We start from the raw sequence: 22790 nt of genomic DNA, 5'->3' as shown, positions 1-22790 counted from the left end.
CCAACGATGAAGCGCCAACGAATTCAGGAATTTTAAGGAGTCCTTGAAGACTTTTGGGGCCCCTGCGCTCCACACTCTGTCTCACGTCGTTGCCCATAACAAACACTTTGCCATGCCCCACTCTGACCACCACCGCAGCACCAACCCGCAAGGCCTGTGGCGCCAAACCACCCTGTTGCGCAACAGCCGGGGGCAGGATGAAGCCATCAGCATCGGCCCGGACGGCATGGTGTGGAGCTTTATTGCCGGCAGCGGCCCGGACTCTGCCGGCCAGCGCCTGGAGAATTTGGGCTTGCAGGCCGACTTTGTGACTGTGGGCCGCCACAGCGACGACACCCTGGTTGTCATGGCCGCCCAAGGCCTGACTCTGCAATACCGCAGCGAAATTGCCAGCTCCGGCAGCAGCTATCTGCACCAGCGCTGGACGCCCGCACGTGCGGTGCCGCTTCCGGAGATCGCAGGAGCCGTGGGCGTGCGCAGGCTCTACACCCAAACCGATTTCAGCGGCCTGCGCATTGCCCTGATTGTGGATACCGACACGCCGGAGCATGGCCCCAGCTATGTCATGGCCTGCTCGCAATGGACGGACCAAGGCCCCGGCCCTTTCATTCTGGTGCCGCCTCTGGGCGCCCCCAAGCCTGCAGCGTCTCCTGCTGTCGCTCCCACAGGCACAGGCTTCTTCCGCCGCATCGCTTTGAGCTAAAAGAGCATCTAGCGCTTTTGGAATATGCGCAAGCAGCTATTTAATTGATAGCAATCCGCCACACCGCGGCCTGCTACGCTTCGTACAACTCCAGCGGCAAGCCATCGGGGTCGGCAAAAAAGGTAAAGCGCTTGCCGGTGTACTCATCCACCCGGATGTCTTCCACCACCACGCCTTGCGCCTCCAGCGCCTGCTTGGCAGCAGCCACATCCACCACCGCAAAACACAGGTGCCGCAGCCCACAGGCCTCCGGGCGCGATGGGCGTGCCGGCGGCGCAGGAAACGAAAACAGCTCCAGCTGCGTGCCGTCTGGCAGCGCCAGATCGAGCTTCCAGGAATCGCGCGCGGCGCGGTAGTGCTCGGCCACCACCTTCAGGCCCAACACCTCCACATAGAAATGCTTGGAGCGTGCGTAGTCCGACGCAATGAGAGCGACGTGGTGCACCGCCTGCAGCTGCAAGGCAGGCGTGCTCATCGCTTCAGGGCCGCTTGGGTCATGGCGTTCAGGGTGCCACGTGTGCTGATGAGCTCGGGCTCCAGCACCACCTCGATCACCGTGCCGTTGGGCCGCTCCAGCGCCGCCAGCAGCTCCGCCTCAAAGTCGGCGCTCTTGCGGATGGTGACACCCGCGTAGCCATAGGCGCGGGCGAGCGCCGCAAAGTCGGGGTTGGCGAGTGCTGTGCCTGCCACGTGCTGCGGGTACTCGCGCTCCTGGTGCATGCGGATGGTGCCGTACATGCCGTTGTTGAGCAGCAGGATGATGCTCTTGGCGCCGTACTGCACCGCGGTGGCCAGCTCCTGGCCGTTCATCAAAAAGTCGCCATCCCCGGCGATGGTAAAGGCCACCCGCCCGGTGCCGGCTTGGCCAGCCACGCCTTGGCTCACGATGGCGGCCGCAATGCCGGCCGGCACGCCATAACCCATGGCGCCGTTGGTGGGGGCCAGCTGCGTCTTAAAGCCAGCCGCCAAGCCGGTGTAGCGGTAAAAGCGGTGCAGCCAGCTGGCAAAGTTGCCCGCGCCGTTGGTGAGCACCGCATCGGCCGGCAAGTGCTTTTGCAGCGTGGCGATGACCGAGGGCATATCGACCAGCCCGCGCTCGTTGTCAGCAGGCAAATCCTGGATGACGCTGGGCACCAGGTTGGCCTGGTAGTCAGCGTTGCAGCCTGCGGTCCAGGCCTCCCATGGCAGGTGTACCGGCGCGGTCAGCACCTCCAGCGAGCGGGCCGCAGCGCGCATGCTGGCGTGGATGGCCAGGTCTGCCTGGTAGACGCGGTTCAGCTCTTCGGCACTGGCGTGAATGTGCACCAGCGTTTGCGCCGTTTTGGGGGCTTGCAATAGCGTGTAGCCGCCAGTCGTCATCTCGCCCAGCCGGGGGCCGATGGCGATGATCAGGTCGCTCTCACGCACGCGCTTGGCCAGCGCCGGGTTGATGCCTATGCCCACGTCACCCGCGTACTGCGGGTGGTGGTTGTCAAAGGTGTCCTGAAAGCGGAAGGCATTGCCCACCGGCAGACGCCAGTTTTCGGCAAAACGTTGCAGCGCCTGGGCGGCCTGCGGTGTCCACCCGCCGCCACCGGCGATGACGAAGGGGCGCTCTGCTTTCAGGAGCAGCTGGCGCAGATCCCGCAAGGCGCCGGGGTCACTCCAGGCCTCCACCGGCTCCACGCGGGCCAGCGGCTGGGGCAGTTTGCCATTCGCTGCCGGAACCAGTGCCTGGGTCAGCATGTCTTCGGGCAGCACCAGCACCACGGGGCCGGGGCGGCCATTCATGGCCGTGGCAAACGCGCGGGCCACGTATTCGGGAATGCGGGCCGCATCGTCAATGCGCTCCACCCGCTTGGCCATGCCCAGAGCGCTGGGGCCGAACATGACGCGATAGTCCATTTCCTGAAAGGCTTCGCGGTCGCGCTGGTCGCTGGCCACATCGCCCACAAACAGCACCATGGGCGTGGAGTCTTGAAACGCGGTGTGCACGCCGATGCTGGCGTTCGTGGCGCCCGGCCCGCGTGTCACAAAGCAGATGCCCGGGCGGCCGGTGAGCTTGCCGTGCGCCTCGGCCATAAAGGCCGCGCCGCCCTCCTGCCGGTTCACAATGAATTGGATGTGTTCGCGGTAGCGGTGAAACCCGTCCAGCACCGCGAGATAGCTCTCGCCGGGCACGCCGAACGCGTGGGTCACGCCTTGCGCTACAAGGCATTGCACCAGCAGGTGGCCGGCCAGTGCAGGAGGGGTCATGTCAGGGGTGGATTGGTGTGTCTGCATGCCCGCCATTGTGCCGCCGGGAGGCATGCGCTTCCCTCATGCCACACGCCACATTTCTCATGCCATTTCGGCCAGCGCCAAGCCGCCCTCCAGATGCCACACCTGGGTGTGCCCGCGCTCGCGCAGCCAAGCCGCCGCCTGCCGGCTGCGCGCACCGCTGCGGCAAAACATCAGCACCGGCCCGAAGGACTGCAGCACCTCTGCAGATGTGTCTGCGGGCATGGTATGCCGCAGGGTGTCCAGCGGCAGGTTGAGCGTTGGCGCCGCCGGCAGTGCATCTCTCCAGGGCAGAAGATGGGCACCGGCCTGGTGCTCGGCCACATCGCGCACATCCACCAGACGGGCATGCGGGTGGCGCTCGAAAAAAGCCGCCAAGGCGGGGGCGCAGACGCCGTGGGCATCGGGAGCATCGCCCGCCTCCACCTGCACCTGCAACTGCACCGCCGCCGCTTCGGTTGGCCTTTCACCTGCCAATGCCTGCAACACCTCACCGCAACGGGCAATGCGGGTGCAGGCCTCATCGATGAACGCGTCGTCCACCGTGGCGCCTATGGACAGGCGCACCGCGCCCACGGTTTGCCACTCCGGCAGGCCCATGGCCTGCAGCACATAGCTGGGCTCGGCCTTGGCGGCACTGCAGGCACTGCCCGCGCTGATGCGCATGCCTGCGGCATCAAACACGTTGAGCAAGGTCTTGCTCTCCAGACCAGGCACCGAAAAATTGAGCGTGGTGGGCAGGCTGCCATCGAACGGCATGTTGAACACCACCGCAGGAAAAGCGGCGCGCAGTGCGTCGGCCAGGCGGGCGCGGTCGCGGGCCAGTTGCGCGTGGGAGCGGAAAACGCCCTCGCCCCCTGCTTCCAACACCTCCAGCACCGCGCCCAGCGCGGCAATGCCGGGCATGTTTTCGGTGCCGGCGCGGCTGCCCCCTTCTTGGCCGCCACCGGCCATGAGCGCGGTATAGGGGCTGCCGGCGCGCACATACAGCATGCCTATGCCTTTGGGGGCATACAACTTGTGGCCGGAGAACGGCGCGTAGTCGATGCGGGTAGCCGCGAGGTTCAAAGCCAGCTTGCCCAGCGCCTGCACACAGTCCACCAGCCACAAGGCCCGCGAACCGCTGCCCTGCAACACGGCCTCGATGCCGGCAAGATCAGACACCACGCCCGTCTCGTTGTTGGCAGCCATGGTGCAGAGCAGGGTCGCGCCCGGCAGGTGCTGCTGCAAAAAAGCGAGGTCATGCAGGCCCTGCGCGTTGACGGGCACCGTGAGCACCGGCAGGTTCAGGCCCAGCAGGCGGTTCCAGTGCGCGATCGCCTGGGGCACGGCTTTGTGCTCGGTGGCACCCAGCAGAATCGGCCCGTCCACCCGCTCACCCGCCGCGCGCCGCGCCTGCACTGCGCACAGGGCGGACAACACCGCGGTTTGGATGCCCTCGGTGGCGCCGCTCACAAACAGCAACTGCCCCGCGCCCGTGCCCAGCACCCGCGCGGCCCGGGCGCGCACGCCGTCCAGCAGCGCCTTGGCCCGCAGGCCGGTGCTGTGGCTGCTGCTGGGGTTGCCGAACTGGCCCTTGAGGGTGCGCAGGGCGGCGTCCGCAGCGGCGGGCAGCACGGGGGTGGTGGCATTGCAGTCCAGGTAAATCTCGTGGGCAGGTGCGTGCATGGCGGGCTCGTGGGCAACATCAATGAAGCCTTTGATGGTAGGCAGGCAGCCACGAACAAACGTTCTGAAAATCCTCCTTTATTTCAATTAAATAGAATGTTCATTCTCTTTATTAAAAAATTACAGCCATGGAAACCACCAAAATACTGGACCGCACAGACCGCGCGATTCTGAGCGCACTGCAGGAAGACGGCACCCTGTCGGTGGCCCAACTCAGCGAGAAGGTGGGCCTCTCGACCACCCCGTGCTGGAAACGGGTGAAGGCCATGGAGGAGTCGGGGCTGATTGAGAAGCGAGTGGCCATCGTCAACCGCGCGCAGGCCGGGCTGCCGGTGACCGTGTTCGTGAGCCTGCGCACCAACCGGCACGACGAGGCCTGGCTGCGCGAGTTTGCCGCCGCCGTCTCCGCCATGCCGGAGGTGCAGGAGTTTCACCGCATGAGCGGCGATGTGGACTACCTGCTCAAGGTGGTGGCCGCCGACATTGCCGGCTACGACCGCTTTTACAAGCGCCTGATCCAGCTCGCCGAGCTCTCCGGCGTGTCGTCGGCGTTTTCCATGGAGCAAATCAAAAGCACCACGGCGCTACCATTGTGATAGCAGCTTGCGGATATTCCACGGGCGCTAGGGGCGTATTTTATTCAAATAGCCCGCCAACCTGTCACGCCGCCACCGGCAAGCGGCTGCGCGCGTAACTGCCATCGCCCTGCTGAAACACCCGGTCCGTGGCCAACACATCAGCAGGCGTGTACGTCGGGCCACTATTCAGCCGCTCGTAGACCGGGTCAAAGTCGATGCGGGCCAGGGCCAGCAGGTCGTCCAGGCTGTCGAGCACAAAGTAGCACTCCTGAAAATCGTCGATCCGGTAGCGGGTGCGCATGACCCGCTCCAAGTCAAACCCGATGCGGTGGGGCGATGGGCTTTGCACCGCAAAGCCGCTCTCGGTGAATGACGAGGCAATGCCCGCACCGTAAATGCGCAAAGCTTCTTGGATGCCGGCCTCGCCCGGCACCAGCTCCGTCACCAGCCCGAACTCCACCGTGTACCAGTAGACCCGCGCCAGCTCGGTGAGCTTGCCGATGCGCTGGGCCCGCAGGCCTGCCTCGCCATACAGCTGGATAAAGTCCGCCATCACCGGGTGCATGAGCATGGGCACGTGGCCAAACACGTCGTGAAACACGTCGGGCTCTTGCAGGTAGTCCAGCTGGTCCGCGCGGCGGATGAAGTTGCCACTCGGAAAGCGCCGGTTGGCGAGGTGGTTGAAAAACACCTCGTCCGGCACCAGCCCCGGCACCGCCACCACTTGCCAGCCGGTGCGGGGCATCAGCACCTCGTTGAGGGCGGCAAAGTCGGGAATCGCCTCCGCGCTCAGGGGCAAGGCACGCATGCCCTCCACAAACTCGCGGCAGGCCAGCTGGGGCAGCAGCGCCGTCTGACGCTCAAACAGCGTTTTCCACACGGCGTGGTCGGTAGCGCTGTAGTGCGCCCAGTGCTGGGGAATGGTGTAGTCGTTCACCGCCACCCCCGCTCAACGTGCGGGCAGCACCGTGCCCCGGCAATCGCCGAAGCCGATGCGCCGTGCCCCCGCAGCCTCGCAGGCCCCGCGCAGGATGATGGTGTCGCCATCCTGCAAGAAGGTGCGTGTCTCGCCGTTGGGCAAAGTGATGGGCTGCTTGCCGCCCAGGGTCAGCTCCAGCAGCGAGCCCCCCTGCTCCGGCGCTGGGCCGGACAAGGTGCCGGTGCCCAACATATCGCCCGCGCGCAGGTTGCACCCGTTGACCGTGTGGTGGGCCACGAGCTGCGCCAGCGTCCAGTAGGCATCGCGCATATTGGATTGCGACAGGCGCACACCGGCGTTGCCCGCCGCCCGCATGGCGGGGGTTTGCAGCCAGACTTCGAGTTGCACGTCCAGTGCGCCTTGGGCGCGGTTGGCCTCGCTGTCCAGATACGGCAACGGCTGGGGGTGTGCAGCATCGCGCACAAAGGGGGCGCGAAACGGGGCCAGCGCCTCCATGGTCACCAGCCAGGGTGACACGGTGGTGGCAAAGTTTTTGGCCAAAAACGGGCCGAGCGGCTGGTATTCCCACGCCTGTACGTCGCGCGCGCTCCAATCGTTCAACAGCGTGAGACCGAAGATGTGCTCTTCGGCATCTGCTATGGAAACAGGAGCACCGAGCGCATTGCCCTGCCCCATCCAGGCGCCCAGTTCCAGCTCATAGTCCAGCCGCGCGCTGGGCCCGAAATCGGGCACGCTGGCACCGGGCTTCAAGGTCTGCCCACGGGGCCGGTGAAATTGCTGGCCACTGGCGCCAATGCTGCTGGCCCGGCCGTGGTAGCCAATGGGCACCCACTGGTAGTTGGGTAAGAGCGGATTGTCCGGGCGAAACAGTTTGCCCACGGTGGTGGCGTGGTGGATGCCGGTGTAGAAGTCGGTGTAGTCGCCCACCTCGCAGGGCAGGCCCAGCTCCACCTCGGTCTGGCGCAGCAGGGCATCGGTCCACACTTTTTGCAGTGCAGAGCCTTCGCGTAGCCCCTCCCAAATAGCCAAGCGCAAGGCGCGGCGCTGAGCCATGGGTTGCGCCATCAGGCGGTGCATATCGTGGTGGTCGATCAAGCCGGTGGCGTGCAGATTGAGCACGCGGTCGCCAATGGCCACCCCGATTTGCCAAGGCTCCAGCGGGTTGTGGCGAAAGCGGCCAAACGGCAGGTTCTGGATAGGAAAGTCGGTATCCGGCGCATTGGCCGACTCCACCCAGCTACGGGTGTCCGGCGCGTGGGTGGCGTCCAGGGTCAGCACCGCCGCGCTCATGCCTTGGCTCCAAACTCATTGGCGTGCAAAAAGGCGGCGTGCTTGGGCGCGCGCTTGGTCACGCTCCACTCCTCCAGCATCTGCCACTTCACGGCGTCCATCTGCGCCAGCTTGGCTTGCTCGTCCGGGTCGGGGCACGACAGCTCCAGCCGGTGGCCGTTGGGGTCAAAGAAGTAAATGCTGTGGAACATGCCATGGTCGGTCACGCCCAGCACATCCACGCCCTGCGCCTCCAGGTGGGCCTTGAACTCCAACAGCTCCGCGCGGTCTTTCACCTTGAAGGCGATGTGTTGCACCCAGGTGGGCGTATTGGGGTCACACCCCATGGGGGGTTGGGTAGGCAGCTCAAAAAATGCCAGCACATTGCCCTGCCCTGCGTCCAGAAAAACGTGCATGTAGGGGTCTGGGGCTTTGGTGCTGGGCACCAGGTCTTCAGCGATGGCCAGCACAAAGTCCATGTGCAGCATCTTCTGGTACCAGAGCACGGTCTCTTTGGCGTCTTTGCAGCGGTAGGCCACGTGGTGGATGCTATCGATTTTCATGAAGCCTCCTTACGCGGTTTCCAAGGCGCCGCGGCGTACCTGGTCACGCTCCAGCGATTCAAACAGGGCCTTGAAGTTGCCCTCGCCAAAGCCTTCGTCGCCCTGGCGCTGGATGAACTCGAAGAATACCGGGCCCAACTGGGTTTGCGAGAAGATTTGCAGCAGCAGGCGCGGTTGACCGCCTTCTGTAGAGCCATCCAGCAAAATGCCGCGACTTTGCAACTCAGCCACCGGCTGGCCATGGCCGGGCAGGCGGCCTTCCAGCATCTCGTAGTACACATCGTTGGGCGCGGTCATCAGCGGCACACCGGCCATGGCCAGCTTGTCCACGGTGCTCACCAGGTCGTCACAGATCAGCGCGATGTGCTGGATGCCTTCGCCGTTGAATTGCATGAGGTACTCCTCAATCTGGCCTCCGCCCTGGCGGGACTCTTCGTTCAGCGGGATGCGGATTTTTCCGTCCGGCGCAGTCATGGCCTTGGAGGTCAGGCCGGTGTACTCGCCCTTGATGTCGAAATAGCGGATTTCGCGGAAGTTGAACAGGCGCTCATAAAAGTCGGCCCAAAAGGCCATGCGGCCGCGGTACACGTTGTGCGTCAGGTGGTCGATGAGCTTCAAGCCATGGCCGACCGGGTGGCGGTCCACGCCCTCGATGAATTCAAAATCGATGTCGTAAATCGACTTGCCGTCCTCATAGCGGTCAATCAGGTACAAGGGCGCGCCACCAATGCCTTTGATGGCCGGCAGGTTCAGTTCCATGGGGCCGGGGCGCAGCTCCACGGGTTGGGCACCCAACTCCAGCGCGCGGTTGTAGGCGTGGTGCGAATCTTTGACGCGAAAAGCCATGCCGCAGGCGCTGGGGCCATGCTCGGCGGCAAAGTAGCCGGCCACGCTTTTGGGCTCGCGGTTGACGATGAAGTTGATGTCACCCTGGCGGTAGAGCACCACGTTTTTGGAGCGGTGCTTGGCCACCAGCGTGAAACCCATGCGCTCAAACACCGGCTCGATCACGCCCGCGATGGGCGAGGCGAACTCCACGAACTCAAAACCCATCAGGCCCATGGGGTTCTCAAACAAATCGGTGGTGCTGGCTGTCATGGAGAGACTCCTCAAACGTTATTTTTGAAGCCTTGATTGTGGTCAATCTGCCATGCAAGGGGCGTGCAATTTAAGGGGTGCCGCGGGTCATCTATGCATAATTTATGCATGAAAACCAATAAAGATGAAGATTCATTGCTTGATAGCTTTGATATCAGCCTTCTTGCTGCACTGCAGCGGGATGCACAGGCCACGCACCAGCAGATCGGGGAGCAGGTGCATCTGTCGGCCTCGCAGGTCAGCCGGCGGGTGCAGCGCCTGCAGGCGGCCGGCATCATCCGGCGCTATGTGGCACTGTTGGAACCTGCCTCCGTGGGCTTGAGCGTGCGCGCCATCACCTATGTCACGCTCACGCGCCACAGCGGCGACGAGGGCCTGGCCTTCGAGCGCGAGATGGCCAGCTTTCCCGAAGTGTTGGAGTGTTACTCGGTGGCCGGTGAGTCCGACTACATCCTGCAAATCGTGGCAGCGGACTTGAGCGTGCTGTCTGAGCAGGTGCTGCGTCGCCTCACCCGTATTCCAGGGGTGGGCCACATCCGGTCCAACATCGTGCTGGGCCGCATCAAAAGCAGCACCGAGCTACCACTGGCGCATTTAAAGCGCCACGTGTGAGCAGGGCTACGGCGCCCGGCCCGCTCCCGATTACGCGTTGACCGCTGCCTGGCTGGCCTGCAAGCGGCGCATGGCCGCAGCGTCCAGGCCATACATGTCGGCAAATTCGGCTGCCGTTTTGCCACTCGCCTGGAAGGCGCGCTGCAAGGCCTCGTTTTTGGCGGCACGGGCCTCCACCTCGGCGCGGGCGACTTCGAGCGCGGCGTTGGCTGCCTCGTCTTTGCTGCGCACCAGGTCGGCATAGGCACCGGGGGCCAGGCCTGAGACCTCCATCGCCCGCACCATGCGGGCCACCAGCTTGGGGCGCAAATCTTCTTGGGTGCGCACCTGCCGGCGGCGGAACACCTCGACCAGCGCATGGTGCACATGCTCCGGCGCCATGGGTTCAGCCACCTCCCCTTGCAAATCGTAGCGCGGCAAGCCGGAGGCCACGGCCGTCAGGTAACGGGTGGAGCGGGTGTGAAAAGCCAGCGCGGCTCGCAAGAGCTCTTGCTCAAACGCATCAGGGTGCAGCGTTTGCAAATCTTGAAAAATGCCGCGCTTGAGCGGCAAAAACTCCGCACCGAAATGCTTGGGATACAAAGCCGCGAGCTTCTCCAGCACCGGAAACACATCGGGCTTGGCGGGGCCGGCCTTTTTGGTTTTTTGGGGGGCAGGCGCAGCAGCAGTGGAGTCTTCCGCCAGAGGGGCGGCGGGGGTCACGGAATCGGTCATGAATAAGGTAAGTGGACGGGCAACAAAGCCCTCCATCATGCCAACATTTCAGCGCCCCGCCTCAAGCGGCCTGCAAAGGCTTGGCCGTGCGCTTGCCCACGCCCAGCGCGGCACCCACACTGAGCAGCAACACCAAGGCGGCGCCCAACAGGGTGGCGCCGTACCAGCCCCGGTCCATAAACACCCCGAATACCAGCGGCGAGATCGCAAAACCCGTGTCCAACCCGGAATACACCAGGCCATACACCCGGCCAGTCGCACCCTTGGGGGTGGCCTTTTTGATCATCATGTCGCGCGACGGACCACCAATGCCCACCGCAAAGCCGGTAATGGCCAACACCACCATGGTGCCGGTGGCTCCGAGCAAGCCCGTGCCACACAAGGCCAGCAATGCGGCGCCTGCGGCCATGGCCAGAGCCACCACGCGGTCGGAGTGCTGGGACTTGGCCGCCACAAAACCGCCAATGAACATGCCCACCGCCCCGAACAGCATGTAGGACGAAATGGTGAGCGTAGCCGCCTCAAAGCTCACGCCGTGCATGGCCTTCAAGATGGACACGGCATAGCTCTGCACCACCGCCAGCGTCATGGTGGAGAGCAAAAAGAAACCGAAGCACCACCACACCACCGGCAGCTTCATGAAAGCCATGTCGTGCTCGGCTTGCGCGGCGCCCGCCACCGGCTCTGGCTTGCGCACCACCGTGGTGTGCAAATGCGCGCGCTGCACGAACAACAAAGCGATCACGCCGAGGTACATCAGCGCCGCAGCCAGGTAGGCCTGCCGCCAGCCGATGAGGGCCCCCAGCCCCGCAAAAAACACCGGTGCCAGCGCCCAGCCGAGGTTGCCCGTCAGGCCATGCGCACTGAAGGCGTAGCCCAGCCGAGGAGCCGACACCCGCTGGTTCAGGATGGTGAAGTCCACCGGGTGGAAGGTGGCATTACCCAGGCCCGCCAACACAGCCACGGCGAATAGTGCGGGGTAACCCGTCACCAGCGAGCCCGCCACACAGGCCGCCGCAAACAGGCTCAGCGCCACAAACATCAAGGGGCGGGCCCCCAACCGGTCCACCACAAAGCCGGCACAAGCCTGGCCCACGCCGGACACCACAAAAAACACCGTCATCAGCAAGCCCAGCTGCGAGTAGCTCAGGCCGAACTCCTGCATGAACACCGGAAACAGCAGCGGCAACAACAGGTGCCCGAAGTGCGAGCTGGCGTGCGCCAGACCGACCAGGCCGATCACCGCGGCGTCTTGCCGGAAAGGGGCTGCGGGAGGGGTGGAAGCGGGTAAGGTGGCAGTAGTCATGCCTGCATCGTACGGTCGTGCGGATTTTCTGGAATGCGACAAAAAGACAATAATCATCGCAAACCAGCCAATCCCCCGCCAACCCTGCCCCTCTGCGCTGTTGCCATGACCCGCACCACCAAACCCACCCGCCTGCACCCGGTGCAGAGCGACCTCTCGCCCGACCGCCCGCCCACGCGGGAGCGCCCCGTGCGCAGCCGTGGCCGGGCGCTGGCCATGAACGCCCACATCGAGCCGCACCAGCACGCGTGGTCCCAATTCTCGTACTGCGCCAGCGGCTTGATGCAAGTCACGGTCACGCAGGGCGAGCGCGAAACCACCTTCATCGTGCCGCCCAGCCGCGCCGTCTGGATACCGCCACAGGTGCAGCACAACGTGGTGGTGCTGGAGAACGCTGAGCTGCGCACCGTGGACATCGCCCCCACCGCCCTGCCCCCGGACTGGACCGAGTGCCGTGTGCTGGTGGTGAGCACCTTGCTGCGCGAGCTGATCGGGGCGCTGCAGGGCAGCCAGGCCAGCGCACGGGAAAACGCCGTCATGGCGCTGGCGTTGGACGAAATCCAGCACGCCGACACCCAGGCTCTCGGCGTGCCCATGCCCCACCCGGTGCATGGCGACAAGCGCCTGCGCGCCCTGTGCGAGGCCGTGCTGCGCGACCCGGCCGAGAAAAACCAGCTGCGCGAATGGGTGGCCGAGGTGGGTGCCAGCGAGCGCACGGTGGCTCGCCTGTTCCGTGAAGAGCTGGGCACCAGCTACCAGCAGTGGCGCACCCAGGCGGTGCTGGCCCACGCCCTGCCCCAGCTGGCGCGCGGTGTGCCGATTGCCCAGGTGGCGGCGGCCAGCGGCTACGCCAGCGACAGCGCGTTTTCCGCCATGTTCAAGCAGGCCATGGGCAAAGCGCCGCGCCACTTCCAGAGCAAATCGCTATCAAAATAGGAGCTGCTTGCGCACAAGGTACGGGCGCTAGAGGCCTATGGGGCTCATGGTTTTCGCAAGGTGGCTACAATCCCGCCCGCAGTCCGCGAGGGCTGCCGCGTTCTCAGGGCGGGGCGGAATTCCCCACCGGCGGTATCTGTGGCTTGACCTCAGCAGCCCGCGAGCGCCCCCACCGGCCTTTGCAGGTGGGGGTCAGCAGATCTGGTGAGATGCCAGAGCCGACGGTCACAGTCCGGATGAAAGAGATCGCGCACACTAGGTGCCGGCTCGCGCGTTTGCGCGCGCCGGTTCTGCGTTTGCGTGCGCCCTGATTCTTGTTAATCCTCATTGTGAGAGCACCATGAATCAGACTTCTTCGCCGCGCATTGCCATCATCAGTTCGTCTTGGCATCGCGACATCGTCCACAACAGCACCCAAGCCGCCTTGGCCGAGCTACAGCGACAGGGCGTAGCCCCCGAGCAGGTGAGCCATATCGAAGTGCCCGGCGCCTTCGAGATTCCGCTGCACGCCCAGCGGCTGGCCCGCAGCGGCCGGTTTGACGCCATCATTGCCTGCGGCCTCATCGTCAACGGCGGCATTTACCGCCACGAGTTTGTGACCACCGCCGTCATCGACGGGTTGATGCGCGTGCAGCTCGACACCGATGTGCCCGTCTTCAGCGCCGTGCTCACGCCGCGCGATTTCCATGAGCACGAGGAGCACCTGCGCTTCTTCCGCGAACACTTTGTGAAAAAAGGCACCGAGGTCGCGCAAGCCTGCCTGCAAACCCTGCGCAGCTTGCAGGCCCTGCCACCCCACGAAGGCTGACACCAACGCCTCCAAGCGGCCCAACCGCCCCTCACCGGGCCGATTGGGGCAGGCCAAACAGGCGGTCAAACGCCCAGGTAAAGCCCACGGTGTAGGCAAAAAAGAAGACCAACAGGCCCAGGTCCGCCACGAAGGCGGCCCACAAAGAAATGTCAAGCCAGTAGGCCATCACCGGCATCAGGATGATGGCCAGGCCGCCCTCAAACCCCAGCCCATGCACCAAGCGCCGCCGAGGCGAGCGGCCCTTGACACTCTGACGCGCCTCCCAGCGCTCGAACAGGCTGTTGTACACATAGTTCCAGGCCAGCGCGATGCTGGACATGACCGCCGACAGCACCAAGGCCGAGCCCGGCGGGTGAGAAAACGCCAAGGCCAATGTGGGCGTGACCACGGCGATGGCAATGCCCTCGTACAGGCAGGCTTGAAGAATGCGACGTTGGAGTGGAGACATGCCGCCATCGTAAAGGCTGTGCAAGGCGTGACAGCAGAGCACGGGTGATTTACTATCAATTCCATAGCTGCTAGCGCACACTCTACGGGCGCCAGAGCCGCTTTTCATTCATAAAGCGAGTACACCATGCCACCACCCATTGCCTTGCACGCTGCCGATGCGGCGCCACGCACCAAGCCCTCCAACTACCCCGAGCCGTTTGCCTCGCGCACAGCAGGGCGTGTGAAAAGAGCACTGGGCGATGTGTTCGGGCTGCGCAACTTCGGCGTCAACCACACCACACTGGCGCCCGGCGCCATCTCGGCCCTGCGCCACCACCACACCAAGCAGGATGAGTTCATCTACATCCTGCAAGGCCACCCCACTCTGCTCACCGATGAAGGCGCCACGCCGCTGGCCCCCGGCATGTGCGCCGGCTTTACCGCCGGCAGCGGCAACGGCCACCAGCTACTCAACCAGACGCAGGAGCCCGTGGTCTACCTGGAAGTGGGCGACCGCACCCCCGGCGATGAAGGCCACTACCCCGACGACGACCTGCAAGCCGTCATGCGCGATGGGGTCTGGGTGTTTATGCACAAGGATGGGAGCAGCTACTGAAGTAGCCGACCAACCCAGAACGATCGATTGGAAAAACACGCTACGCAAGGCACAATGCCCACTCGTCGTTGAGACACAACGCCCATGCCTACAACCCTTCATCTTGATCAGCAAGCCCTCAAGCAATTCTGCGAATCCCACCGGATTCGCAGCTTGGCCTTGTTTGGCTCGCAAGCCAAAGGCACGGCTCGGACCGACAGCGATGTCGATTTACTGGTGGACTTTGAGCCCGACGGAGTACCTGGCTTGATAGGTATGGCAGCGCTGGAAGATGAGCTGTCAGTCCTGATGGGCGGGCGCAAAGTGGACTTGCGCACGCCACATGATTTATCGCGCTATTTCAGAGACGATGTGCTGCGTACCGCCCAAGTGCAATATGCGCGCTGAAGACCGTATTCGTTTGCTCCACATGGTGGAGGCCGCCCAAGCTGCCTTGAAGTTTGTCAACGGTAAACAACTCGCTGACCTGCAATCAGACCAGATGCTGCTGTTTGCCGTAATTCGCGCCATCGAAATCTTGGGCGAGGCCGCCAACAAGATCTCAGAGGATCTGCAGTCCACCAGCCCCTCTATCCCTTGGCGCGCTATTGTCGGGATGCGCAACCGCTTGGTGCATGCCTACTTTGACGTGGACACTGAAATGGTCTGGAAGACGCTTCAAGATGAAATTCCAGCTCTGCTCCACGCGCTGCAAGCGCTACTCGCGACTGACCAGACCTGACAACTCACGCACCTACTAATCGAGGCCTCAGGCCGTCACCTGCACACCCTTCCAGAACGCCACGCGGTCGCGGACCATCTCCGCTTCGGGTTTGGGGTCGGCGTAGTACCAGACGGCATCGATATTCATCTCGCCATTCACCAGCAGCGAGTAGTAGCTGGCTTGGCCTTTCCAGGCGCAGCTGGTTTTGTGGTTGCTGAACTGCACATAGTCGCGGTTCAGGCTGCTGGCGGGAAAGTAGTGGTTGCCTTCTACGAGCACGGTGTCGGTGCTTTCGGCAATCACGGTGCCGTTCCAAATGGCTTGCATGGGGTCTCCTGAGTGGGTATGAAGCGCTCGATTGCAACACAAGCTTGATGCACATCAGTGCGCCGGCCCGCAGCAGGCCCAAGAATGGCCCTTGTTATTGAAGGAGAAAGACCATGAAACTGTGGAGTGACTTGTTTTCTACCGACTATGGCCTCATGAGCGTGGCGGTATTGGCGTTCATTCTGGTGATGGCGGTGTGGTTCACCGCCTTCTTCCGCCGCAAGATGAACGAAAACGGCTGAACACGGGCATTTGAGCCCGCCCCAAAACACAAAGCGCACCCTGAGTGCGCTTTGTGACTTTTGGAAGCAGATGGCCGTTCAACTGAAGCTGAACTGCCCCGGCGCCAGAATGGGGTCCACCCCCACCTGAATCGTCGATTTGGGCGGGAACTTGCCTTCCAGCAACAGCTTAGAGAGCGGGTTCTCGATGCGCTGCTGAATAGCGCGCTTCAAGGGCCGCGCACCGAACACGGGGTCGAAACCCACCTTGGCCAGCTCGGCCACCGCAGCGTCGCTCACGGCTAGCGTCAGGTCCATCTTGGCCAGTCGGCCCATCAACGTGGCCAGCTGGATCTTGGCAATGGAGGCGATGTTGGCAGCGTCCAGCGAGTGGAAGACCACGGTCTCGTCGATCCGGTTCAGGAACTCGGGGCGGAAGTGGTTTTTCAGCTCGCCGGTGACTGCTTCTTTCACGTCCTCGTAGTCCTGCCCCACCATGCTCTGGATGAGCTGGCTGCCGATGTTGCTGGTCATCACGATCACGGTGTTCTTGAAGTCCACAGTGCGGCCCTGGCCGTCGGTGAGGCGGCCATCGTCCAGCACTTGCAAGAGCACGTTGAACACATCGGGGTGGGCCTTCTCCACCTCGTCAAGCAGCAGCACGGCATAAGGTTTGCGGCGCACGGCTTCGGTGAGGTAGCCGCCCTCCTCATAGCCCACATAGCCGGGAGGCGCGCCGATCAAACGGGCGACCGAGTGCTTCTCCATGAACTCGCTCATGTCGATGCGCACCAGATGCTCTTCGCTGTCAAACAAAAACCCAGCCAGCGCCTTGCACAGCTCGGTCTTGCCCACGCCCGTGGGGCCGAGGAACAAGAAAGAACCCGTAGGTCGGTTCGGGTCCGACAGGCCCGAACGGGAACGGCGGATGGCATTGGACACGGCGGCAATGGCTTCTTCCTGCCCTACCACGCGGTCGCGCAGCTTGCCTTCCATTTGCAACAGCTTGTCGCGCTCGCCCTGCATCATCTTGGCCACCGGAATGCCCGTAGCGCGGCTCACCACCTCGGCAATTTCCTCCGCGCCCACCTGGGTGCGCAGCAGCTTGTTGGCCCCGCCAGTCGCGGCCTTGCCGGCTTCCTGATCCTGGGCTTCCTTGAGGCGCTTTTCCAGCTCGGGCAGCTTGCCGTATTGCAGCTCGGCCACCTTGGCGAGGTCGCCCTTGCGGGTGAGGCTCTCGATCTGGGTACGCAGCTTGTCGATCTCTTCGCGCACCTGGGCGCTGCCTTGGGCGGTGGCTTTTTCGGCCTTCCAGATTTCGTCCAGATCGGCGATTTCTTTTTGCAGGCTGTTGATCTCTTCGTTGATCAACTCAAAGCGCTTGAGCGAGGCTTCGTCCTTCTCTTTTTTGACGGCTTCGCGCTCGATCTGCAGCTGGATCAAGCGGCGGTCCAGCTTGTCCATGACTTCAGGCTTGGAGTCCAGCTCGATCTTGATTTTGGAGGCAGCCTCGTCAATCAGGTCGATGGCCTTGTCCGGCAAAAAGCGGTCGGTGATGTAGCGATGGCTCAGCTCGGCTGCAGCCACGATGGCCGGGTCGGTGATGTCCACGCCGTGGTGCACTTCGTAGCGCTCTTTGAGGCCGCGCAGGATCGCGATGGTGGCTTCCACGGTGGGCTCGCCGACCAGAATTTTCTGGAAGCGGCGCTCCAGCGCAGCGTCTTTTTCAATGTACTTGCGGTACTCGTCCAGCGTGGTGGCGCCTACGCAGTGCAGCTCGCCACGGGCCAGCGCGGGCTTGAGCATGTTGCCGGCGTCCATGGCGCCCTCGCCCTTGCCAGCGCCCACCATGGTGTGCAGCTCGTCAATGAACACTATGGTTTGGCCTTCGTCCTTGGCCAGGTCCTTGAGCACGTTCTTCAGGCGCTCTTCAAACTCGCCGCGAAACTTGGCACCGGCCAAGAGGGCCGCCATGTCCAGCGACAGCACGCGTTTGCCCTTGAGGCTGTCGGGCACTTCGCCCTCCACGATGCGCTGGGCCAGGCCTTCGACGATGGCGGTCTTGCCCACACCGGGCTCACCGATCAGGACGGGGTTGTTTTTGGTGCGGCGTTGCAGCACCTGGATGGCGCGGCGGATTTCGTCGTCCCGGCCGATCACCGGGTCCAGCTTGCCCAGGCGGGCGCGCTCGGTCAGGTCGATGCAGTATTTTTTGAGCGATTCGCGCTGGTCTTCGGCGTCCGAGCTGTCCACCTTCTGGCCGCCACGCACGGCGTCAATGGCGGCTTCCAAGCTCTTGCGGGTCAGGCCGTTGGTACGAGCCATCTGACCCGCGTCGCCCTTGTGGTCGGCCACGGCCAACAAAAACAGCTCGCCGGCAATGAACTGGTCGCCCCGCTTGATGGCTTCTTTCTCGGCGGCTTGCAGCAGGCTCACCATATCGCGCCCCACCGTCACCTGCTCGTGGCCCTGCACCTGCGGCAGGCGCTTGATACCCGCCTCGGCAGAGGCCAGCAAGCCCGCCACGTTGACGCCGGCCCGGTTCATCAGGGCCTTGGGGGCGTCGTCGGTGCGGATCATGGCGGCCAGCACGTGCACCGGCTCGATGTAGGCGTTGTCATGGGTGAGCGCCAGCGTTTGCGCCTCGGCCAGCGCTTCCTGGAATTTGGTGGTGAGTTTGTCGATTCGCATGGTGTAACCCCCGTGGAAATTGGTAATTACCCACCAGCTTGGGCCCGAGTGGGTGGTTTTCAAGTCGGTGACCCATCGGGCCTTTGATCCAGGACAAGTCTGGTGCACAAAGTGCCCGCCGCCCGATAATTGGGGGGTACCCGCTTTTTACCGCAACGCCCCCATGCAGATCCACCAGTTTCAAGTCAGCTACCTTGCCGAGCAGGACCGCATTTTGGTACGCATGAACTCCACCAACGGCCAGGAGCAACGGCTCTGGCTCACCCGCCGCATGCTGCTGGGCCTGTACCCGCACCTGGAGCAAACCTCGGCCCAACTGACGATTGCCGACGCATCCCCCGTGGGCCACGATGGGGCGGCGGGTGATGCGGTGCAGGCCTTCCAGCGCCAGGAGACGCTGGACCGCACCGACTTTGACACGCCCTTCCAATCCCCGCAGCCGCTGTTCACCGATGCCGATCAGCCGCTGCTGGTCACGGCGGCCCACATCCAGCAGCAAGGTGCCAGCATGCTGTCGGTGCGCTTTGAGGAAACCTTGCCGGGCATGCCGGAGTCGCGGCAATTGGAAATCAACCTCGGCAGCGACACCCTGGTTGCCCTGCTGCACGTGATCAGCTTGGCGCTGCAAAACAGCGATTGGGGCCTGCACACCGCCGCCGCTCGCCCGCCTACGCCACCCCAAACCATCGTGATAGAAACCGACGCTCAAGACTCCGAGTGGGACGCCTTTGCGGCAGCCGAGCCGCCCAAATACCTGAACTGAGCCAGACAAAGCCGCACGGGTCTGCGGCAGGCGCCCTCAGGCGTTGCGTGCCGCGATGCCCCAGCGCGCCAGGGCCTCGTCGTCGCTCACCCGGGCATCGACCCAGTGCGCACCTTCGGGAGTGGTTTCTTTCTTCCAGAACGGGGCCTGGGTTTTGAGGTAGTCCATCAAGAATTCGCAGGCCTGAAAGCTCTGGCCCCGGTGTGCGGAGCTCACCGCCACCAGCACCACACCTTCGGTAGGCTGCAGTACGCCAACCCGGTGCACCACGCGGGCGCCAAAAATATCAAAACGCCGCAGGGCCTCCTCCACCATCGCTTCGATGGATTTCTCCGTCATGCCGGGGTAGTGCTCCAGCTCCATCGCCTGCACCGAGCCTGCGGCACCCGGTGCATTGCGATCGCGCACCGTACCGACAAAGCTGCACATGGCCCCCACCCGGGGGTCACCAGCCTGCAAGGCCGCGAGTTCTGCGGCCACATCAAAGGGCTGCGTTTGCACGCAAACGCGAGGTACGGCAGGGTTTTCCATGCGAGGGCTCCCCAGCTCAGCCACCGGTCACCGGTGGGAAAAAGGCCACTTCACAACCTTCTGTGAGTGCGGTCGAGGCATCGCTCATCACCTGGTTGAGCGCCATGCGCACCGATCGATTGGTGCCCAGCGCCTCAGCGCCGGCACCGCCACGTGCAATCAGGGCGCTGCGCAAATCACCCAGCGTGGTGGCCTGCGTGTCCAAAACCTCGCTAGAGGTGCCCATGGCCTCGCGCATGGAGGCGAAATAGCGAACGGTGACCTTCATGCCAACAACTCGCTGAACGGGATGTAGCGCACCGTCTGGCCATATAACACAGGTTGGCCGGGCGGCACATCGACCACACCATCGCCCCAGACCGCAGAGGTCAACACCCCGGAGCTCTGGTTGCCAAACAAGTCAAGACCGCCATTGGCGTTGCGCCGTACGCGCAAAAATTCACGGCGTTTGTCGGCTTTGGGCCAATCAAAATCGGCGCGAGCAGCTATGCTTTTCATAGCGACATCCTGCACGCCCTGAAGCCGCAGCAAGAAGGGCCGCACCAGCAGCAAAAAGGTGACGTAGCTGGACACCGGGTTGCCGGGCAAGCCGATGAAGTGCGCCGCACCGATGCGCCCGTGCGCAAACGGTTTGCCGGGCTTGATGCCGATTTGCCACAGGTCCAAGGTGCCCAGGCTTTGCACGGCGGGCTTGATGTGGTCTTCCTCCCCCACCGACACGCCGCCGCTGGTGAGGATGACATCGTTGTCCGCCGCCGCACGCTGCAGTGCCCCGATGGTGGCGGCGCGGTCGTCAGGCACGATGCCCAGATCAGCCACCTCGCAACCCATGCGGCGCAGCAGATTGAGCAGGAAAAAGCGGTTGGAGTTGTAAATGGCGCCCGGCGGCATATCCTGCGGCGCTACGGCGCCGGGCATGACCAGCTCATCCCCGGTCGAGAGCAAGGCCACACGCGGCTTGCGCACCACCGGCAGCTGAGCCATGCCGATGCTGGCCGCCAAGCCCAGCTCTGCCGGCCCCAGGCGCGTGCCGGCAGGCAATACGCACTGGCCTTGTTGCACGTCTTCACCCGCATGGCGGATATGCTGGCCCGGCAAAGGCACACCCTTCACCCGGATGCGGGCTGGCGCCGGATCACTCCCATCGCTCAGCAGTTCGCAGTCTTCCTGCATGACCACGGCATCGGCCCCCGGAGGCACCGGTGCCCCGGTGAAAATGCGCGCCGCCGTGCCCGGCTCCACCCGCTGTCCGGTGCTGCCAGCAGCAATGCGTTGCGTGACATGGAGTTCGTGCAAACCGTTGAGCAAATCTTCGGCGCGCACCGCGTACCCGTCCATGGCGCTGTTGTCGAACCCGGGCACTTGCAAGCCGGACACCACAGCCACGGCCAGCACCCGGCCATCAGCGTCAAAGGTGGACACCGCCTCCTGCGCTGAAAGCGGCGCAACAGCCGCCAGCAATTGCGCCAGCGCATCATCCAGGGGCATCAAGGGCTTGCGAGGGGCGCTGGGCGCAGAGGTCATTTGCTATACATTCAGGAGCTGCCTGCGCACAGCGGGCGGGCGCAAGGCAGCAATTTCACTCAAAACAGCGATGTGAAGTCAGGCGCACTCGCGCTCGATCAAGGCCTTCACGGCAGCCACATCGGCATCCATCACCTGCACACGCTTGGGCAGGGCTTCGATGCCTTCAAACTGTGCAGGCCGCTCGGGCTCACGGCCCAAGGCCTCGACCACGGTGGCCGCAAACTTGATCGGCAAGGCAGTTTCCAGCACCACCATGGGCACGTCAGCGCTCAGGTGCTCCAGCGCCACTTTCAGGCCGTCGGCGGTGTGGGTATCGATCACCATGCCGTGCTGCTCGTAAGTGGCGCGGATGGTTTCCAGGCGGTTGGCGTGGGTGCTCTTGCCGCTCACAAACCCGTACTTCGTGGCCGCTTGCACGAACACCGGGTCGGCACTCAGGTCGAACTGGCCACTCTTGGACAGGCCTTCGCCGAACAAAGCCTTCACCCGCGCACCATCGCGGCCCAGCAGGTCGAACACAAAGCGTTCGAAGTTGCTGGCCTTGGAAATGTCCATGGACGGGCTGGATGTCTCATGCGTGTCGGCCGTGCCGCGCACGCGGTACACGCCGGTGCGGAAGAACTCGTCGAGCACATCATTCTCATTGGTGGCGACCACCAGCTTATCGACCGGCAAGCCCATCTGGCGGGCCACATGACCGGCACACACGTTGCCGAAGTTGCCGCTCGGCACGCTGAACGACACCTTTTGCGAATTCTGCTCTGTCGCCTGGATGTAGCCGGCAAAGTAGTACACCACCTGCGCCAGCAAACGCGCCCAGTTGATGGAGTTGACAGTGCCGATCTTGTATTTGCGCTTGAACTCGAGGTCGTTGGACACCGCCTTGACGATGTCCTGGCAATCATCAAACACGCCCTTGATGGCGATGTTGTAGATGTTGGCGTCCTGCAGGCTGAACATTTGCGCCTGCTGGAAAGGGCTCATGCGGCCGTGCGGGCTGGTCATGAAAACGCGCACGCCCTTCTTGCCCCGCATGGCGTGCTCTGCGGCGCTACCGGTGTCGCCACTGGTGGCGCCCAGAATGTTGAGTTCTTCACCGCGGCGGGCCAGTTCGTATTCGAACAGGTTGCCCAGCAGCTGCATGGCCATGTCCTTGAACGCCAGGGTCGGGCCGTTGGACAGGGCTTCGATCCAGACGCCGTCTTGCAGGTGGCGCAAGGGCACGATCTCGCCGGTGCCAAACACTTCGGCGGTGTAGGTCTTGGCGCACAGGGCGCGCAAATCGTCGGCCGGAATGTCGTCGATGTACAGCGACAGGATTTCAAACGCCAGCGTGGCGTAGCCCTGCTCGTGGTAGACCTTGCGCCAGCGGGTCAGCGTGGCGTCGTCTACTTGCGGGTAGGCCACCGGCATGTAGAGGCCGCCGTCCGGCGCCAGGCCTTCGAGCAGGATCTCGCAGAAGCGTTTGCGGTCTTGCGTACTGCTTGATGCAGCGCGGGTGGAGATGTAGTGCATTCGGCAGACT

General features: G+C 63.7%; 26 protein-coding genes and 1 riboswitch. Of the genes, 10 read left to right on the top strand and 16 right to left on the bottom strand.

The annotated features are described in order from the left end of the window. The first annotated feature begins 112 nt into the window (after positions 1 to 112). Complete coding sequence (locus tag FDM28_RS10315) at positions 113 to 703, top strand: hypothetical protein (protein ID WP_138515050.1); 591 nt, start codon at positions 113 to 115, stop codon at positions 701 to 703. A gap of 73 nt (positions 704 to 776) precedes the next feature. On the opposite strand, the gene gloA2 is transcribed toward FDM28_RS10315, so the two are convergent. The 3 genes from gloA2 to FDM28_RS10300 form a co-directional block, all read right to left on the bottom strand. Next, entirely contained in the window at positions 777 to 1163 is a 387-nt protein-coding gene (gloA2, locus tag FDM28_RS10310; protein WP_138515242.1) for an SMU1112c/YaeR family gloxylase I-like metalloprotein, read from the bottom strand. 11 nt (positions 1164 to 1174) lie between these two features. Then, positions 1175 to 2938, bottom strand: a complete 1764-nt coding sequence (locus FDM28_RS10305) for a thiamine pyrophosphate-binding protein (RefSeq protein WP_138515241.1) — start codon at positions 2936 to 2938, stop codon at positions 1175 to 1177. An 84-nt stretch (positions 2939 to 3022) separates the two neighbouring features. Next, complete coding sequence (locus FDM28_RS10300; protein WP_138515049.1) at positions 3023 to 4630, bottom strand: aminotransferase class V-fold PLP-dependent enzyme; 1608 nt, start codon at positions 4628 to 4630, stop codon at positions 3023 to 3025. Between the two features lie 128 nt (positions 4631 to 4758). Between FDM28_RS10300 and FDM28_RS10295 the strand changes: the two genes are divergently transcribed. Further along, the gene (locus tag FDM28_RS10295; RefSeq protein WP_138515048.1) at positions 4759 to 5226 is read left to right on the top strand and encodes an Lrp/AsnC family transcriptional regulator; all 468 of its coding nucleotides are present in this window, start codon (positions 4759 to 4761) and stop codon (positions 5224 to 5226) included. Between the two features lie 64 nt (positions 5227 to 5290). On the opposite strand, the gene phhA is transcribed toward FDM28_RS10295, so the two are convergent. From phhA to hppD, 4 genes are read right to left on the bottom strand one after another with little or no spacing between them, the layout of a single operon-like run. Beyond that, complete coding sequence (gene phhA / locus FDM28_RS10290) at positions 5291 to 6145, bottom strand: phenylalanine 4-monooxygenase (RefSeq protein ID WP_240791968.1); 855 nt, start codon at positions 6143 to 6145, stop codon at positions 5291 to 5293. Positions 6146 to 6157: 12 nt separating this feature from the next. Then, positions 6158 to 7438, bottom strand: coding sequence for a fumarylacetoacetase (gene fahA / locus FDM28_RS10285; protein WP_138515046.1), 1281 nt, complete (start codon positions 7436 to 7438; stop codon positions 6158 to 6160). Next, the gene (locus FDM28_RS10280; RefSeq protein WP_138515045.1) at positions 7435 to 7980 is read right to left on the bottom strand and encodes a VOC family protein; all 546 of its coding nucleotides are present in this window, start codon (positions 7978 to 7980) and stop codon (positions 7435 to 7437) included. The genes fahA and FDM28_RS10280 overlap by 4 nt, the downstream gene beginning before the upstream one ends. A gap of 9 nt (positions 7981 to 7989) precedes the next feature. Beyond that, positions 7990 to 9078, bottom strand: coding sequence for a 4-hydroxyphenylpyruvate dioxygenase (gene hppD, locus FDM28_RS10275; RefSeq protein WP_138515044.1), 1089 nt, complete (start codon positions 9076 to 9078; stop codon positions 7990 to 7992). Between the two features lie 108 nt (positions 9079 to 9186). On the opposite strand from hppD, the gene FDM28_RS10270 reads away from it, so the two are divergent. Next, entirely contained in the window at positions 9187 to 9690 is a 504-nt protein-coding gene (locus FDM28_RS10270) for an Lrp/AsnC family transcriptional regulator (protein ID WP_138515043.1), read from the top strand. A 30-nt stretch (positions 9691 to 9720) separates the two neighbouring features. On the opposite strand, the gene FDM28_RS10265 is transcribed toward FDM28_RS10270, so the two are convergent. After that, the gene (locus tag FDM28_RS10265) at positions 9721 to 10404 is read right to left on the bottom strand and encodes a ProQ/FINO family protein (RefSeq protein WP_338110184.1); all 684 of its coding nucleotides are present in this window, start codon (positions 10402 to 10404) and stop codon (positions 9721 to 9723) included. A 61-nt stretch (positions 10405 to 10465) separates the two neighbouring features. Then, positions 10466 to 11710, bottom strand: a complete 1245-nt coding sequence (locus FDM28_RS10260) for an MFS transporter (protein WP_138515041.1) — start codon at positions 11708 to 11710, stop codon at positions 10466 to 10468. 105 nt (positions 11711 to 11815) lie between these two features. Between FDM28_RS10260 and FDM28_RS10255 the strand changes: the two genes are divergently transcribed. After that, entirely contained in the window at positions 11816 to 12646 is an 831-nt protein-coding gene (locus FDM28_RS10255) for an AraC family transcriptional regulator (RefSeq protein ID WP_138515040.1), read from the top strand. Positions 12647 to 12741: 95 nt separating this feature from the next. Continuing rightward, a riboswitch (FMN riboswitch) is annotated at positions 12742 to 12898 on the top strand. A gap of 88 nt (positions 12899 to 12986) precedes the next feature. Beyond that, the gene (locus FDM28_RS10250; RefSeq protein WP_138515039.1) at positions 12987 to 13454 is read left to right on the top strand and encodes a 6,7-dimethyl-8-ribityllumazine synthase; all 468 of its coding nucleotides are present in this window, start codon (positions 12987 to 12989) and stop codon (positions 13452 to 13454) included. Positions 13455 to 13485: 31 nt separating this feature from the next. Here the strand turns inward: FDM28_RS10250 and FDM28_RS10245 are convergent, their stop codons facing one another. Beyond that, on the bottom strand, positions 13486 to 13905 hold the full coding sequence (locus tag FDM28_RS10245; protein WP_138515038.1) for a PACE efflux transporter: 420 nt from the start codon (positions 13903 to 13905) through the stop codon (positions 13486 to 13488). A gap of 126 nt (positions 13906 to 14031) precedes the next feature. Here FDM28_RS10245 and FDM28_RS10240 point away from each other — a divergent pair, with 126 nt between their 5' ends. The 3 genes from FDM28_RS10240 (at position 14032) to FDM28_RS10230 (ending at position 15223) form a co-directional block, all read left to right on the top strand. Continuing rightward, positions 14032 to 14502, top strand: a complete 471-nt coding sequence (locus FDM28_RS10240; protein WP_138515037.1) for a cupin domain-containing protein — start codon at positions 14032 to 14034, stop codon at positions 14500 to 14502. Between the two features lie 84 nt (positions 14503 to 14586). Beyond that, complete coding sequence (locus FDM28_RS10235) at positions 14587 to 14889, top strand: nucleotidyltransferase family protein (protein ID WP_138515036.1); 303 nt, start codon at positions 14587 to 14589, stop codon at positions 14887 to 14889. After that, complete coding sequence (locus tag FDM28_RS10230) at positions 14879 to 15223, top strand: HepT-like ribonuclease domain-containing protein (RefSeq protein ID WP_138515035.1); 345 nt, start codon at positions 14879 to 14881, stop codon at positions 15221 to 15223. Before FDM28_RS10235 ends, FDM28_RS10230 begins: the two co-directional genes overlap by 11 nt. 27 nt (positions 15224 to 15250) lie before the next feature. On the opposite strand, the gene FDM28_RS10225 is transcribed toward FDM28_RS10230, so the two are convergent. Continuing rightward, complete coding sequence (locus FDM28_RS10225; protein ID WP_138515034.1) at positions 15251 to 15532, bottom strand: DUF427 domain-containing protein; 282 nt, start codon at positions 15530 to 15532, stop codon at positions 15251 to 15253. Between the two features lie 113 nt (positions 15533 to 15645). On the opposite strand from FDM28_RS10225, the gene FDM28_RS10220 reads away from it, so the two are divergent. Next, a complete protein-coding gene (locus FDM28_RS10220; RefSeq protein ID WP_138515033.1) occupies positions 15646 to 15774 on the top strand; it encodes a DUF3149 domain-containing protein in 129 nt (42 codons plus the stop codon). A gap of 78 nt (positions 15775 to 15852) precedes the next feature. Here FDM28_RS10220 and clpB read toward each other — a convergent pair whose 3' ends face one another. Beyond that, entirely contained in the window at positions 15853 to 18444 is a 2592-nt protein-coding gene (gene clpB / locus FDM28_RS10215) for an ATP-dependent chaperone ClpB (RefSeq protein ID WP_138515032.1), read from the bottom strand. 163 nt (positions 18445 to 18607) lie between these two features. On the opposite strand from clpB, the gene FDM28_RS10210 reads away from it, so the two are divergent. Beyond that, positions 18608 to 19207 (top strand): hypothetical protein, encoded by a 600-nt coding sequence (locus tag FDM28_RS10210; RefSeq protein ID WP_138515031.1) that lies wholly within the window; start codon positions 18608 to 18610, stop codon positions 19205 to 19207. A 36-nt stretch (positions 19208 to 19243) separates the two neighbouring features. On the opposite strand, the gene FDM28_RS10205 is transcribed toward FDM28_RS10210, so the two are convergent. The 4 genes from FDM28_RS10205 to thrC form a co-directional block, all read right to left on the bottom strand. Continuing rightward, positions 19244 to 19738 carry a molybdenum cofactor biosynthesis protein MoaE gene (locus FDM28_RS10205; protein ID WP_138515030.1) on the bottom strand — a complete coding sequence of 165 codons (495 nt, stop codon included), beginning with the start codon at positions 19736 to 19738 and terminating at the stop codon, positions 19244 to 19246. A 16-nt stretch (positions 19739 to 19754) separates the two neighbouring features. Then, entirely contained in the window at positions 19755 to 20006 is a 252-nt protein-coding gene (moaD, locus tag FDM28_RS10200; RefSeq protein ID WP_138515029.1) for a molybdopterin converting factor subunit 1, read from the bottom strand. After that, positions 20003 to 21262: a molybdopterin molybdotransferase MoeA gene (locus FDM28_RS10195; RefSeq protein WP_138515028.1), complete on the bottom strand. Its 1260-nt coding sequence runs from the start codon at positions 21260 to 21262 to the stop codon at positions 20003 to 20005. The genes moaD and FDM28_RS10195 overlap by 4 nt, the downstream gene beginning before the upstream one ends. 78 nt (positions 21263 to 21340) lie before the next feature. Continuing rightward, positions 21341 to 22780 (bottom strand): threonine synthase, encoded by a 1440-nt coding sequence (thrC, locus tag FDM28_RS10190; RefSeq protein WP_138515027.1) that lies wholly within the window; start codon positions 22778 to 22780, stop codon positions 21341 to 21343. Positions 22781 to 22790 lie beyond the last annotated feature (10 nt).

The sequence above is a fragment of the Rhodoferax bucti genome, assembly GCF_005876985.1.
GTDB lineage: Bacteria > Pseudomonadota > Gammaproteobacteria > Burkholderiales > Burkholderiaceae_C > Allorhodoferax > Allorhodoferax bucti.
This window is presented reverse-complemented; position numbering and strand designations above follow the sequence as displayed.